Annotated in this window: 12 protein-coding genes and 2 pseudogenes; 5 read left to right on the forward strand and 9 right to left on the reverse strand. The window is 44.8% G+C overall.

Features of this window, described 5'->3' with window-relative positions; translation table 11 throughout:
* Nucleotides 1–341: 341 nt before the first annotated feature.
* Nucleotides 342–1,508, reverse strand: a complete 1,167-nt coding sequence (locus tag R7Q48_RS23165; protein WP_042521159.1) for a trypsin-like serine protease — start codon at nt 1,506–1,508, stop codon at nt 342–344.
* A 312-nt stretch (nt 1,509–1,820) separates the two neighbouring features.
* On the opposite strand from R7Q48_RS23165, the gene R7Q48_RS23170 reads away from it, so the two are divergent.
* Nucleotides 1,821–2,270, forward strand: a complete 450-nt coding sequence (locus tag R7Q48_RS23170) for a CBS domain-containing protein (protein WP_017820562.1) — start codon at nt 1,821–1,823, stop codon at nt 2,268–2,270.
* Nucleotides 2,271–2,393: 123 nt separating this feature from the next.
* Here the strand turns inward: R7Q48_RS23170 and aceA are convergent, their stop codons facing one another.
* The 3 genes from aceA to R7Q48_RS23185 all read right to left on the reverse strand — a co-directional run bounded on the left by aceA (nt 2,394) and on the right by R7Q48_RS23185 (nt 6,967).
* Nucleotides 2,394–3,707, reverse strand: a complete 1,314-nt coding sequence (gene aceA, locus R7Q48_RS23175; protein ID WP_005381733.1) for an isocitrate lyase — start codon at nt 3,705–3,707, stop codon at nt 2,394–2,396.
* A 120-nt stretch (nt 3,708–3,827) separates the two neighbouring features.
* A complete protein-coding gene (gene aceB / locus R7Q48_RS23180) occupies nt 3,828–5,456 on the reverse strand; it encodes a malate synthase A (protein WP_256903223.1) in 1,629 nt (542 codons plus the stop codon).
* A gap of 605 nt (nt 5,457–6,061) precedes the next feature.
* Nucleotides 6,062–6,967, reverse strand: a complete 906-nt coding sequence (locus tag R7Q48_RS23185) for a hydrogen peroxide-inducible genes activator (RefSeq protein ID WP_005383681.1) — start codon at nt 6,965–6,967, stop codon at nt 6,062–6,064.
* Nucleotides 6,968–7,166: 199 nt separating this feature from the next.
* On the opposite strand from R7Q48_RS23185, the gene R7Q48_RS23190 reads away from it, so the two are divergent.
* The 3 genes from R7Q48_RS23190 to ppk2 all read left to right on the forward strand — a co-directional run bounded on the left by R7Q48_RS23190 (nt 7,167) and on the right by ppk2 (nt 9,652).
* Nucleotides 7,167–7,778, forward strand: coding sequence for a peroxiredoxin C (locus R7Q48_RS23190; RefSeq protein WP_005381738.1), 612 nt, complete (start codon nt 7,167–7,169; stop codon nt 7,776–7,778).
* A gap of 283 nt (nt 7,779–8,061) precedes the next feature.
* Entirely contained in the window at nt 8,062–8,805 is a 744-nt protein-coding gene (locus R7Q48_RS23195; RefSeq protein WP_154205211.1) for a copper homeostasis protein CutC, read from the forward strand.
* Between the two features lie 70 nt (nt 8,806–8,875).
* On the forward strand, nt 8,876–9,652 hold the full coding sequence (gene ppk2, locus R7Q48_RS23200) for a polyphosphate kinase 2 (RefSeq protein ID WP_054575098.1): 777 nt from the start codon (nt 8,876–8,878) through the stop codon (nt 9,650–9,652).
* A gap of 62 nt (nt 9,653–9,714) precedes the next feature.
* On the opposite strand, the gene phoU is transcribed toward ppk2, so the two are convergent.
* The 5 genes and pseudogenes from phoU to R7Q48_RS23220 form a co-directional block, all read right to left on the reverse strand.
* Nucleotides 9,715–10,413, reverse strand: coding sequence for a phosphate signaling complex protein PhoU (gene phoU, locus R7Q48_RS23205; RefSeq protein ID WP_005381744.1), 699 nt, complete (start codon nt 10,411–10,413; stop codon nt 9,715–9,717).
* A 30-nt stretch (nt 10,414–10,443) separates the two neighbouring features.
* Entirely contained in the window at nt 10,444–11,262 is an 819-nt protein-coding gene (pstB, locus tag R7Q48_RS23210) for a phosphate ABC transporter ATP-binding protein PstB (protein ID WP_005381745.1), read from the reverse strand.
* 2 nt (nt 11,263–11,264) lie between these two features.
* Nucleotides 11,265–12,233: pseudogene (gene pstA / locus R7Q48_RS31740) on the reverse strand (phosphate ABC transporter permease PstA); the annotation flags it as partial.
* 473 nt (nt 12,234–12,706) lie between these two features.
* A pseudogene (locus R7Q48_RS31745) lies at nt 12,707–12,938 on the reverse strand (phosphate ABC transporter, permease protein PstA); the annotation flags it as partial.
* A 30-nt stretch (nt 12,939–12,968) separates the two neighbouring features.
* Entirely contained in the window at nt 12,969–15,173 is a 2,205-nt protein-coding gene (locus tag R7Q48_RS23220; protein ID WP_064376916.1) for an ABC transporter permease subunit, read from the reverse strand.
* A gap of 207 nt (nt 15,174–15,380) precedes the next feature.
* On the opposite strand from R7Q48_RS23220, the gene R7Q48_RS31750 reads away from it, so the two are divergent.
* The coding region (locus tag R7Q48_RS31750) for a hypothetical protein (RefSeq protein WP_154215293.1) at nt 15,381–15,454 on the forward strand (74 nt) is incomplete at its 3' end.

A 15,454-nucleotide genomic window follows, 5' to 3' on the forward strand; every position in this document is an offset into this window, starting at 1 on the left:
GCGGTACGCTCTGGTTGAGGGTAGCGAGCGATGAGTTCATCTGGAAGGTCGAAATGGAAATCTGATACTTGCATGTTACTTGTCTTATCTATTGGTCAAATCACGTCTAGGCGACGATAAAATTGCGACGAGTTTTTCGCAGCAGACTAGTATATGTTTACATGCTGCAATAGCAAGCAAATCACCAGAATATAGCAGTAAAAGCCATGGTGAAGAGTGTAATAAAACGTGAAAAGCCTCGATTACTTGGCACTATTTTTAATTTGAGCCCCAAAGAGAGAACATGAAAAAGCAAAGCAGCGTATACCGCTGCTTATTAGTTTGGCATTCCAATCGCCCTATCAAACCTCACGCTTTCGCCACAAGAATAACGGCACGAATAAACCCAATAACCAAAACCCCAGACTGCCACCTTCATCATCTGAGCCTTTGAAATCACAGTTATTGGTCGCAATGCCATCGTGACACTCTTTATTATCACCACTTTCATTGTTAGCGCTTTTGATAAAATTTGGCGCAATGATGTAACGACTAGGTGGCGCATCGGCAGTGATGTAAGACTGCACCCAGTCGTAATAGTGGCTCACTTTGGTATAGAAACTTGGGATCGTCAAAGAGCCACATGTTGGTAGAATAAGGGGGCCGCCACTAACAATACCAATTTGTTTGCCGGTCGCCACATCGACCAACGGGCCACCACTATCACCTTTACATGCTGAGTTGCCATATTGGGTATGGCTATCCGGCTCCAATACATGGTTTTGTGTTGGTAGCGTACAAATTTTGGTTTGGTTGTCTCTTGAATCAATGATCCCCGGAAAACTGCTGCCAATTTCTAAACGCTCATAACATTTGTCGATGGGTAAAAATGTGCTAATGGTGGTTTTGAGCGTATTAGAAGGTTCAGAAGCATCCGGCTGAGTAGCCCCCCATCCAAACACTTGCACATTTTCGACACGTTGATTGGTCAGGTAATTATCGTTCCAATCCGCCGCCAAACGTGCTTCGATACTCTCCATGTCAACTTTACTCGCTAGGTCAGCAAAGCTCGCGTTTGCCACTGGGCGCGTGAGATACAGCAACGCGATGTCTGAATCTAAACCGGTTTGGATAGGTTTCACGTTGCCATTACTGTCGGTCTCAGCTTTTGAAATCCGGGTGTAATCCGGATGAACCACAACGTGAGACACCGGATAGAAGTTATCAAGCCCTGCAGAATTAAGTTCATACACATTCGCATTCACCGACAGCTCACCCGGCGGGGTCACATAGTAGGTTGCTTCATTGGTTCCTTGTCCCATCACCACACAGTGCGCCGCAGTCAGTACCCATTGCTCTGTCAGCATCGTTCCACCACACAGCGGAAACTCTGCCATATTACTTGCTCGCAAAGTAACGCGGTCAACAGGATCGGTTTGTTCATCTCCTAACACAATCGCCTGTGTTGATGGCACACTGAATGCCGCCACTGCCAGCGCAATAAGTTTGTTACACGTTGTTCGTTTCATCTAGGTTGCTGTCTTCAATTTGGTAAGCCTGGACGTATCTTCTTCGAGAGAAGAATCTTGGAAAATCCAGCGAATAAAAATGTGCGATTCAATTCATTGGATTACCTTGGGGACACATTCAATATCAACTAAAAATGCCAACTGACTCGCACACAAACCGACTTATTCAAATTAATAAAAACACCAATAAAACACAGATTACGCAGCCCATCAGCATTGTGCAATTTAATTGATGAAAAACGAGTTAGCTCCCAGATATACAGAAAAATATTCTCTATATTTAAGAGAAGGACAATGCCGCTGGAGGTCTCTATGATCAAGGTTGAAGACATGATGACTCGTAATCCTCATACCTTACTGCGCACGCACACCTTGCGTGATGCAAAAAGCATGATGGATGCGCTTGATATTCGACACATTCCGGTTGTTGATGCCAATAACCACTTACAAGGCTTGGTGACTCAACGCGACATTCTTGCTGCTCAAGAATCGAGCTTGCACCCAGATGAGGCTGAACAATCTTTTACTTTAGACACACCGCTCTACGAAATGATGCACACCAATATCATGACGGCAGAGCCTATCGCGGGGCTCAAAGAGAGCGCTATCTATATGCAAAAGCATAAAGTTGGCTGTCTACCTGTTGTCACCAAAGGTCGATTGGTCGGCATTATTACTGATAGTGACTTCGTGACGATTGCGATTAACTTATTGGAACTACAAGAAGAAGTGGAACCTGAAGAAATCGAGCAGGAAGAGTAGTACGCAAGCGTATTCTCTTTGTTGTAAGTTTCGTTTTTACACCGGTTAAACGAAAAAAGAGCGGCAGGGTTGCCGCTCAAAATGCCATTACTGACGCTGATTAAGGAAGTGTTTCTCTGCCAATTAGAATTGGTCTTCTTCGGTCGAACCTGTCAATGCTGTCACTGAAGAGTTACCACCTTGGATAGTATTGGTCATTCTATCGAAGTAACCTGTACCTACTTCTTGTTGGTGCGCAACAAACGTATAGCCTTTTTCAGCTGCTTGGAATTCAGGACGCTGAACTTTCTCAACATAATGACGCATACCTTCACCTTGAGCGTAAGCGTGCGCCAGTTCAAACATGTTGAACCACATGTTGTGAATGCCTGCTAGCGTGATGAATTGATACTTGTAGCCCATGTCTGCAAGCTCTTGTTGGAACTTAGCAATGGTTTCTGCATCTAGGTTTTTCTCCCAGTTGAATGAAGGCGAGCAGTTGTACGCCAACAATTGATCTGGGTATTCAGCGTGAATTGCTTCTGCAAACTTACGTGCTTCTTCCAAACATGGCGTAGCCGTTTCACACCAAATCAAGTCTGCATATGGTGCGTAAGCCAGGCCGCGAGAGATAGCTTGGTCGATACCCGCGCGAACGCGGTAGAAACCTTCTTGAGTACGCTCACCTTCGATGAAGTCTTTATCATATGGGTCGCAATCTGAAGTAATGAGATCCGCCGCATTCGCATCAGTACGAGCAATAACTAATGTTGTTGTACCCGCTACGTCAGCAGCCAAACGAGCTGCAACGAGCTTTTGTACCGCTTCTTGCGTAGGAACTAATACCTTACCCCCCATATGACCACACTTTTTCACCGATGCTAACTGGTCTTCAAAGTGAACGCCCGCGGCACCGGCTTCGATCATCGATTTCATTAGTTCGTAAGCGTTAAGCACACCACCAAAGCCCGCTTCAGCATCCGCTACGATAGGTAGGAAGTAATCAATACCACCTTCATCTTCAGGCGTCTTACCAGCAGCCCACTGAATTTGGTCTGCACGACGGAATGAGTTGTTGATACGCTTTACTACTGACGGTACAGAATCTACTGGGTAAAGAGATTGGTCTGGATACATCGTCGAAGCGGTGTTGTTATCCGCCGCTACCTGCCAGCCTGACAGATAGATCGCTTCAATACCTGCCTTAGCTTGTTGAACGGCTTGACCACCCGTTAGCGCACCAAGACAGTTTACGTAACCTTTTTTCGCACTACCGTTGACCAGTGACCAAAGTTTGTCTGCACCACGTTGTGCAATTGTGTTTGCAGGCACCATAGAGCCACGCAGTTCCACCACTTCCTCGGCAGTGTAAGTACGCTTCACATTTTTCCAGCGTGGATTAGTTGCCCAGTCTTTTTCCAGAGCTTCAATTTGTTGGCGGCGAGTTAAGTTAGTCATTGGTCTATCCCTCTTTATAATTTGCACTTTATGCGTGTGCGTTGAGTTTCCGTTCTCAGGCAGTACTTCCCTATCTGCCTTGAAAATCCTTCACGTTATTGGTGTTACAGTTATTCTTTATTAATCCAGGTAGTCATAACCAGGAACTGTCAAAAAGTTGGTCAGTTCATCGCTCGTCGTGAGCCTTGCCATTAAGTCTGCTGCTTCTTCAAATCGACCCGCATGGTAGCGCTGCTCGCCAATTTCTTGCTTCACGACTTCAATCTCCTCTTTGAGATAGAGCTCGAACAGCTCTTTAGTGACCTTTAATCCGTTGTCTAGCGACTTGCCGTGTTGAATCCATTGCCAGATAGAGGCGCGTGAGATTTCTGCCGTTGCTGCGTCTTCCATCAGTCCGTAAATCGGCACACAACCATTGCCAGAAATCCAAGCTTCGATATATTGCAGCGCAACGCGAATATTGTGGCGCATTCCGCCTTCAGTGCGCTCGCCTTCACAAGGCTCAAGCAGTTCAGCTGCTGTAATAGCCGCATCCTCTGCACGGCTCACATCCAACTGGTTGGTGCGTTCACCCAGCACAGCACTAAAGACTTCCATAGCAGTGTCAGCCAAACCTGGATGAGCCACCCAAGTACCGTCGTGGCCGTTGTTAGCTTCTAACGATTTGTCAGTCTGGATCTTGTCTAATACTTTTTGATTCTCTTTCGGGTCTTTAGCTGGGATAAATGCGGCCATTCCTCCCATCGCGAAAGCACCTCGTTTATGGCAAGTACGTACCAATAATCGCGAGTAAGCGTTTAAGAATGGCTTGTCCATCGTTACCACTTGGCGATCTGGCAGTACTCGGTCTGAGTGTTTTTTCAATGTTTTGATGTAGCTAAAGATGTAATCCCAGCGACCACAGTTCAAACCAACGATGTGTTCTTTAAGCGAGAACAGAATCTCGTCCATTTCGAATACCGCTGGTAAGGTTTCAATCAGCACAGTCGCTTTGATCGTGCCTGTATCCAAACCGAAGTAGTCTTCCGTGAAATGGAACACTTCGCTCCACCACTTCGCTTCGTGATGCGATTGCAGTTTTGGAAGGTAGAAATAAGGGCCACTGCCTTTTTGAAGTAACGCTTTGTAGTTATTATAGAAATACAGAGCGAAATCGAATAGCGCACCTGGAATGATCTGACCGTGCCACGTAACGTGTTTTTCTTTTAAATGAAGGCCGCGAACACGGCAGATCAACACCGCTGGGTCATCTTCCAGCTGATAATGTTTGCCATTGCCAGGATTGGTGTAACTGATGGTGCCATTAACAGCATCGCGCAAGTTAATTTGACCATCTAGCACTTTACTCCACGCAGGAGACATTGAATCTTCGAAGTCTGCCATGAACACTTTTACATTCGCATTCAGTGCGTTAATCACCATCTTGCGGTCAGTTGGTCCGGTAATCTCCACACGGCGATCTTGCAGATCTTGTGGGATTCCTAGGATCTTCCAACTTCCTTCACGGATGTCTTGTGTCTCTGGTAGAAAATCTGGTAGCTCACCAGCATCAATACGTGCTTGCTTCTCTTCTCTTGCTTCCAGCAACTGTTCAACACGTCCGGCAAATTTTTCACACAGTAGAGATAAAAAGGTTTGGGCTTCAACAGGGAAAATTGCTTGATGTTCTGGAGCAACGACTCCATTCACCTCAAGCATGCCTTGGGTTTGCTTTAGTTGTTGTGTTTTTTGTTCTGTCTGAGCAAGCATAATCATTCATCCTTAACGTGCTTTATCCATCTTGGGCAGTCAGCGTAAAGCTACATTTGTAAGTTATGAACAACAAATTACATCCTTTAACTTTGTGTTCAACTCGTCTAGCTATGTCGATAGATTGCGTAATGCTACGTGTATTTTCAATCTAGACATAAGTCGTATCGCCTTTAAATAAGCTATATCAACAAAGGGTTTAGTGAAACCCCCAATATAAACAAAACAGAAAATTCAAAGTTTTATTCCGCAAGGTAAAAACCATCTATCAAGCACCTTATTTTGTAAGTTATTACGTAATAAAATTACATTAAATTTAAAGTCGTTTTATCATTTCAAACAAGCGTATGAATATAGACTGATAAACAAACACCTTGTATTCACAAGGGCTGAAGAGATGGATTTAAACAGGGGTCAAACAAGATATGCAGGGCTTTGTGTAAAATTAACATTGTGAAATTTCACTATTTTATGAAAGCTTCATCAAAGAAGAGCTGTAAAATTTTACAAGTCAAAGTTTACCAACAGAATAAAATACTAGAAAGCGCACTGTTTCCAGTGCGCTTTTAGATAAATAATGGAGAAGTAAGGGCTAATACTAATAGCTAAAGCAGCTCTGAAACGACTTCTGCAAGTTGATTAAATGTTTTCGTTCTTGACGAGCTCGGACGCCAAACTAAGCCGATTTCGCGATAAGCTTGTTTACCTGGAGGATCGATCACGACTAAATTCTGGTTATGCAGCAAGCCATGGTCGATAGCCATTTGAGGAATGAACGTTGTTCCCAAACCATTCGCAACCATTTGCACCAGTGTATGGAGGCTGGTTGCCGTAAACGGATTGATTTTTTCTTTGTCTGTTAATTTACACGCTGATACCGCATGTTCCGTTAAGCAATGTTCTTTCTCTAGTAGAAAGACGGATTCGTCAGGTAAATCCGCGTAACGAATCGGCACAGGGACCGATTGGGCTTGATTAGCGCTTATAACCATTCGAAACGGATCCTTACCCACTACTCGGCTTTCCATGCCATCAATTTCGACTGGTAACGCTAAAATAAGCACATCCAGCTCACCATGTCTGAGCGCTTGAAGTAAGTTTGTCGTCGTGTCTTCTCTTAATAAAAGATTCAGTTGTGGAAAACGGTAGTTCACCTCTTGTACCAAATCACACAGTAAAAACGGAGCAATTGTTGGTATACATCCTACTTTTAGCTGGCCTTGCATATCGTCGCCTTGGCACATACGTCCAAGCTCGACCAAATCTTGCCCTTTTGCTAACAGCTCTCGCCCCTGCTTTACTACCATTTCTCCTGTTTGGGTAAAAACCAGTGGACTTTTCTTATCTTTCTTTTCATATAAGGGACAACCAATCAATTCCTCTAAGTTTTGAATACCCTTACTTAAAGTCGACTGACTGACAAAACAACGCTCTGCAGCGTCACTAAAATGTCTTGTTTCATGCAGTGTGACTAAATAGTGTAACTGCTTCAAACTGGGCCATTTATTCATAATTGTATTTGTATCTACCGCCGTTCCAGTGATCGAGTTAAGAGTTTTGTTATTATCGTTTTTTTCGATTAACTCAATCTATTTATTTCGCTTTTTTCAATACTACAATCTGTACTATAGTTTGTCTCGTACAAACACGAACCAAACCGACACAACTGAACTCGGTTTGGAGCTAACCATACTTTTTAGGAGCAAAAAAATGGTACTAGTAGGTCGTCAAGCCCCTGATTTTACTGCAGCAGCTGTTCTAGGTAACGGTGAAATCGTTGAAAACTTCAACTTTGCAGAGTTCACTAAAGGTAAGAAAGCAGTAGTATTCTTCTACCCACTAGATTTCACTTTCGTTTGCCCATCTGAGCTAATCGCATTCGACAACCGTCTAGCTGACTTCCAAGCTAAAGGTGTTGAAGTAATCGGTGTTTCTATCGATTCTCAGTTCTCTCACAACGCATGGCGTAACACTGCTATCGAAGATGGCGGTATCGGTCAAGTTAAGTACCCACTAGTTGCTGACGTTAAGCACGAAATCTGTAAAGCTTACGACGTTGAGCACCCAGAAGCAGGCGTTGCTTTCCGTGGTTCTTTCCTAATCGACGAAGAAGGCGTTGTACGTCACCAAGTAGTTAACGACCTACCACTAGGCCGTAACATCGACGAAATGCTACGCATGGTTGACGCTCTTAACTTCCACCAGAAGCACGGCGAAGTATGTCCTGCACAATGGGAAGAAGGTAAAGCAGGTATGGACGCATCTCCAAAAGGTGTTGCAGCGTTCCTATCTGAGCACGCAGCTGACCTAGGCAAAAAATAATAGACCTTCACCCTAGCTCAACGGGTGTGATGGTTGGATGTATATAAAGCAATAAGCTAATGCGGAAAACCGCAAACGCCAATCAGTCTAAGTAAAGTCCTATCAAAGCCCAGAGCCTCAGCTCTGGGCTTTCTTTTTCCTTCAGATAAACCGCAAAAATGAGGTAACGCTTCAGCGTAAACTTTACCTCTATTTATCATCCCCTCCATACAGATTCTGCTTACTTGCCCTGTTAATATCTTAGCCACAACACCTATTTGTAACGTTAGCAGGATGAATGAACGTGGTTACTCACCTAGAAGTCTGTATTGATAATATTGAATCTCTGCACTACGCCATTGCTGGCGGCGCCACTCGGATTGAACTTTGCTCCTCTTTGGCTTTAGGCGGACTAACACCCAGTTATGGTTTTATGCAGCAAGCGGCTAAGCTTTCGAGTGTTCCAGTTTATGCCATGATCCGCCCACGCCAAGGTGACTTCTTCTACAATGAAGAAGAGATCGAAATGATGCGTTGGGATATTGAAGCGGCTCACCAATCAGGCTTGAGCGGTGTCGTGTTCGGCGTGCTCACTCAAGACGGTGATATTCATATGCCTTACGCGGCTGCGCTGTGTGAATTTGCTCAAGCGCTTGGCTTAGGCGTGACCTTCCATCGTGCCTTTGACCAGTGTCGTGACGCTGAAAAAACTTTGGAAGAAGTGATCAGCTTAGGTTGTGAACGTATTTTAACCTCCGGTCTTGCGCCTTCAGCACCACAAGGGATCGATGTGCTTAGAGCTTTGGTTAAGCAAGCCCAAGGACGCATAGCAATCATGGCGGGGGCTGGCGTTAATGCGAGTAACGTACGTGAGCTAGTAGAAGACACTCAAGTTCCTGAAATCCATCTGTCAGGCAAAACCACACGCCCTAGCCAAATGACCTTTGTTGCTGAACAAAGCAAAATGGGCGCATCCGATGTCGATGATTTTTTAATCCCCATCACAAGTACACAAGCCATTACCGATGTCGTAGCAGCTCTCAAATAGACTACCGTAACCTCACGCGCATAGCTTTTGAGTGCTAACATATTGTTTATCAAGGAGTGAGGAAAGGTGTATGTCTAAATTGAAGAAAAAGGAATACGAAAAGGAGCTCAAAAACCTTCAAGTTGAGCTCGTAAAACTTCAAGAGTGGGTCAAACACAAAGGGTTAAAAGTGGTGGTTCTGTTTGAAGGACGTGATGCTGCGGGCAAAGGCGGAGTGATAAAGCGAATTACAGAAAAGCTAAACCCGCGTGTTTGTCGCGTAGTGGCTCTGCCTGCACCGACAGAAAAAGAAAAAACGCAATGGTACTTCCAACGTTACGTCGCTCATTTACCATCTGCTGGTGAAATCGTTTTATTTGACCGAAGTTGGTATAACCGAGCAGGTGTCGAAAAAGTCATGGGGTTCTGTACTCCAGACGAATACGAGGAGTTTTTACGCTCTTGCCCTGAATTCGAGAGAATGTTGCAACGCTCTGGGATTATTCTGATTAAGTATTGGTTTTCGGTTTCAGACGAAGAGCAGGAAAAACGTTTTCTAGGTCGAATTAATACGCCGATCAAACGTTGGAAATTCAGCCCAATGGATTTAGAGTCACGTCATCGCTGGGCGGAGTATTCGGAAGCAAAAGATAAGATGTTTGCCTATACAGACACGAAAAACTGCCCTTGGTGGGTCGTCCCTTCTAATGACAAAAAGAAAGCGCGCTTGAACTGTATCAGTCATTTACTAAGCCAGATTGATTACAAAGCACTTGAGTACTCACCCATCGAATTACCTGAACTCAATAAAGAAGGTTACGTCAGAGCGCCCATTGATGATCAGACCTTCGTTCCTGATAAATATTAACGTGCTTTCCTTCTCTCTAATAAATAGGCCAGCCTAAAAGCTGGTCTATTTGTTGAAGTCAGTTACTTCAGTACGTCATCAATACTTTGATCACCTAGGTGGCGTACATCTTTCCCTTTCACAAAGTAAATAATGTATTCACAGATGTTCTGGCAGCGGTCCCCCACGCGTTCAATCGCGCGTGCCGACCACATCACTTGCAGAATATTAGGGATATTTTTTGGATCTTCCATCATGTAAGTCATCAACTGACGAATCACCGCTTCATACTCGGCGTCTAGTTTGTCATCTTGTTTATGCACCTCTGCTGCCGCTTCTACATCCATGCGGGCAAACGCATCTAAAACCTGATGCAGCATATTAATTGCCTGACGGCAGAGAGGCTCTAACGACACTTGGAATTGTCGTTCTTTTGATGATGGGCTTTCGATAGCAACGTAAGCAATGCGTGTCGCCACATCACCGATACGTTCTAAATCAGTGATCGTTTTGATGATAGCCATGATTAAGCGCAAGTCTTTTGCCGTTGGCTGACGCTTAGCAATAATGCGTGTACAGGCGTCATCGATCGAGACTTCCATCGCATTCACTTTATGATCGTCACGCACAACCTTACGCGCCAGTTCGATGTCTTCTTTATGCAAGGCTTGAATAGCATACGAAAGCTGCTGCTCTACCAAGCCTCCCATGGTTAATACATGAGTACGAATCGATTCTAGCTCTACGTTAAATTGTCCTGAAATATGACGTCCAAAGTGCATGATGTTCCTTATTCCGTATAGAGTCGCGACTTAACCGTAGCGACCCGTAATGTAATCTTCGGTCTGTTTCTTCATTGGCGAGGTGAAGATCGAGTCCGCGTCAGAGTATTCAATTAACTTACCCATATGAATGAATGCAGTATGATCGCTCACTCTCGCCGCTTGTTGCATGTTATGGGTAACGATAACGACAGTATATTGAGTCTTCAGCTCATTGATAAGCTCTTCAATAGTTAAAGTTGAGATTGGATCCAACGCTGATGTTGGCTCGTCCAATAACAGGACTTCCGGCTCAATCGCCACCGCGCGCGCAATGACCAAGCGCTGTTGCTGACCACCAGATAAGCCAAATGCGTTCTCATGCAAGCGGTCTTTTACCTCATCCCACAACGCCGCCGAGCGCAAGGATCGCTCCACTGCGTCATCTAAACTGCGGCTGTTTTTTACACCTTGTAAGCGTAAGCCATAAACTACGTTTTCATAAATAGACTTAGGAAATGGATTGGGTCTTTGAAACACCATCCCCACTCGGCGTCGAAGTGTCGCAACATCGACATTAGGATGATAAACATTCTTGCCATGGAGACGCACTTTACCTGTGACTCGACACCCTTCCACTAAGTCGTTCATACGATTGATGCAACGTAATAACGTCGACTTTCCACACCCTGAAGGACCGATAAAAGCGGTGACTCGCCCTTTGGGAATTCGCATCGAAATATCATGCAGCGCCTGAGTTTGACCATAGAACAGATTAAGGTTCTCGATTGAGATGGCTGTTTGTTCATCCGTTAAATTATGAACATCCAATGGTGGCTCATAACCTAATGTACTATCAAAATTAAACATACTTAATCTTGTCCTAACGTTCTGTATTTTTCTCGTAAATTATTGCGAATACTGATTGCTGTTAAGTTTAGCCCGACAATCACTGTCACGAGTAAGAAAGAGGTAGCATAAACTAATGGTCGCGCCGCTTCGATGTTGGAGGTTTGAAAGCCAACATCGTAAATGTGAAAACCTAAATGCATGAACTTTCTATCCAAATGCACATAAGGGAATTGTCCGTCAACCGGTAAACTGGATGCCAATTTCACGACTCCCACCAGCATCAGTGGCGCTACTTCGCCAGCTGCACGCGCAATCGCAAGGATCAAACCTGTGATAATAGCTGGCGTCGCCATAGGCAAAACCACGCGCCATAGCGTTTCGAACTGAGTTGCACCAAGTGCCAGAGAGCCATGTCGTACGGAGCTCGGAATTCGAGTTAAACCTTCTTCTGTCGTCACAATCACAACTGGAAGCGTCAGCACGGCAAGAGTTAGTGCTGACCATAACAAACCCGGCGTACCAAAGGTTGGTGCCGGTAGCTTCTCCGCATAGAATACGTTGTCGATAGAGGCACCAATCGTATAAACGAAGAAACCTAAACCAAACACGCCATAAACAATCGATGGAACACCCGCTAGGTTTATAACCGCAATACGAATAACTCTGGTTAGAGCGTTATTCTTAGCATATTCATGTAGATAGATAGCGGCGATCACCCCAAGTGGCATCACAATGATCGACATAATGAGTACTAAGAAAACCGTACCAAATATCGCAGGGAACACGCCTCCTTCGGAGTTAGACTCTCTTGGATCTTCAGATAAAAACTTCCAAACCTGTTTTCCCCAATGCATGACTTTATCAGGCAGTGACATTTGGTTTGGATACCAGTAGTCCAAAATATCTTCGAGCGGAATCGATACTTGTGACCCGGTCATATCCTCGACAATCAAGGCATAGTCAGAGAGCTGAAGTCGTAAACCATCAAGTTGCAAATCTAACGTCTCAAGCGCTTTCTCTATCTGCTCTTTTTTCGTCTGATTTTCCTTTAAGAAGCTTTCTGTCAGCGTGTCATTCAATTCATGCTTGCGCTTTTCTAATCGCAACTGCTCTAGCTTCCAACCAAGCTCTTTAAGCTGATCGACCACCAAAGAATCAATCTCATGGCGCAGAGTTTCTGCATCATCAAGCTTTTTATTTAGTATCGATTGAATATCACTGGTGTATATATTATCGCCATCTTGAAACGCCACCAGCTTACCAAAGAAATAACCACCGCTACTGCGCTCTATCACCGCCCACTCTTCTGGCGTCGTGGGCTCATCCAACTGCATTTGCAATACGGAGATAAAATCGGCGGGATACAACTCTCGGTTAGCGATTTTGATGTTGAGTCGCGTGGCAAAATCTTCATCGTCTTCTAACTGTTGTGCTGCGCTTTCAGGCAAATAACTCTTCGGTACAAAGCTGCGCTCATACACTTGACCAATCAGAATAGTATTTTCATGTAGCACTTCACCTTGTACAGGAGTCAGCGCTGCAACATTCCACTGATACAAGGGCGCTGGCCAAAAGTAAGTCAGGCCTTTCCAGCCGATAAGGAGTAACAACCCTAATACCGACAACAAACTGATGCTGACTGCACCGCCTGTTAGCCATATCCACGGTGCGCCAGAACGAATCCAATTTAACACGTTATTACTCGCTCTTTATTCAAACCATTGTTACAACGCACGGTACTTATCTCTCAGTCTCTGACGAACCCACTCCGCAAGCGCGTTTACTGCAAACGTAAACACAAACAAAATCAATGCAGCTAGGAATAGCAGGCGATAATGCGAACTTCCAACTTCCGACTCTGGCAACTCAACGGCGATGGTCGCCGACAGGCTGCGCAATCCTTCCAAAATATTCCAATCCATTAATGGCGTATTGCCCGTTGCCATTAACACAATCATGGTTTCGCCAACGGCGCGTCCCAGGCCCATCATAATGGCAGAAAAAATACCTGGGCTTGCAGTAAGCAAGACAACATAGATTAAAGTTTGCCAAGGCGTGGCCCCTAATGCCAAAGAGCCATCCGATAAATGCTTCGGTACAGAGAAAATGGCATCTTCGGCAATGGTAAAAATCGTCGGGATAACAGCAAACCCCATCGCTAGCCCCACCACCAATGCATTGCGTTGATCGTAACCAATACCATGCTCGGTTAAGAATAAGCGCATATCGCCACCAAAGAACGTCTGCTCAATCGTAGGCGAAATCCACACTCCAAGCCCAATCAGTACCAATATGACAGGCATGAGCACTAAAGCATGCCAACCATTAGGCAGACGATTCCGCAAAGGTTGCGGTATTAATGCCCATAGCCCGCCCATAATCATGGTGCTCAAGGGCAAAACAAACAGCATAACGACGATCGTAATCAGGTGATCTTCGACAATAGGCGCGAACCACAGCCCCGCGAGGAAACCAATGATCACCGTCGGCAGTGCTTCCATTAGCTCAATCGACGGTTTTACGACACGACGCATGCGTGGCGACATAAAGTAAGCCGTATAAATAGCACCTAGCACTGCGAGCGGTACTGAAAACAGCATCGCAAACATCGCCGCTTTTATCGTCCCAAACGCAATAGGTACTAGGCTGAACTTAGCCTCAAAGTTATCGCTCGCCGAAGTCGATTGCCACACAAATTCAGGCTCAGGATACCCTTCGTACCACACTTCTTGCCATAATGAGGACAATGAAATTTCTGGATAGGCATTGTCCACTTCCGCAACATTTAACGCATTATTTTGCCAAGTGATTAAGTAGCGTTCATTGTTAGACATTGCTGCGATTGCGGGCGCTTGATTGTACGCACGCTTAAACAACACCAGTTTTTCACTGGTTGTATAATGGCTTTGCAACGTGCCGTTGGTGTAAAAGCTATAAAATCCTTTTCGATGAGAATCCGGCAACAAATACTTAAGCTCTGATGCCAATTTAAAATCACGAATATGCGTTAACGTGCGTTTTTCTTCTTGCAGCGTATCAAACCATTGCGACACCCGACCATCGTTGTGCGTCACCAAAAGCGAGTAAGCACCAGCCAATAAGTCTATCGTACGAACGGAATGCTTCTTATCACCTTGAGTGAGATCGACCACCTCTCGCACAGCAAATTTACGTGCGGTTTTCTTTAACACGATCAACTCAGAGCCATCGCGCAAATAAAGCGTTTCACCGTCAGGTGTCAACAACATTTGCTGAGGCGTATTAAAGCCTGAAGAGAACGTAAAATCGATCGTTGTAGGAGACGTACCCAAAGACGAAGCCACTTGCCAGCGAGCTTTCACTTCACCACTTTGCGTCTGCCAAACAACCGTTGGTAAGGGCGTCGAAGCTGCAAATACAAACTGAGTCACAGGATCTTGAGGCGTACTTAGTGTCAGATCCATGCTGGTGTCTAGCTCAATCACTTCCGGAGGACGTGTATTTTCTCTCAATGTGGCATTAAATTCTGGCTTGAAAAGGTTCGCTTTACCCTGCCCATCAACAAATCCATACCAACCTAGCCCAGGAGCAGATTGAGAGAAAGCGACGGGTTTCTGGACGATTTGCTGTTTATACACCGCAGGTTTCGTAGGATCGTCCATCGACAAATATTGAATCTCACCACTTTGGGTTAGGACGAACGCAAGCTGAGCGTAATCATCCACTGAAATCGCAAGTGGTGTTTCAATATGAGTGGCTCGAATGGCTTGGTTGGTTTTGATCTCCGCATCAGAAAAAAGCGGAATGATCACCATGGCGAGGTAGACAAAGATCAAAATAAGCGCCGCGAGTACGCCGACACCACCGGATGTCACTGCAAGTCGAACTAAACGATCTTTTATCAGTCGTTTCTTATCTTTTTCCTGCAATGAAAACTCGGCTTGTGCCATTTAAATCTCTACCTTTTTTGACTTAGTACTAGAATATGTCGTTAAGATGACAATTATATTACAGATCACATTAAACACCTGAAAAGAATACAACTCTTATGCAATGCGTGGTATGAAATAAATCTGTAATGAAAATCTCATAATGTTCTCACTCATCCATTTTTCCAAGATGAGTACGTATTACTTCACTTTTGGCTAGGTAAGGTTATGAGCGCAGAAAAACTATATATAGAAAAAGAGCTGAGTTGGTTGTCTTTCAACGAACGAGTATTACAAGAAGC

The organism is Vibrio sp. 378, from assembly GCF_033339435.1.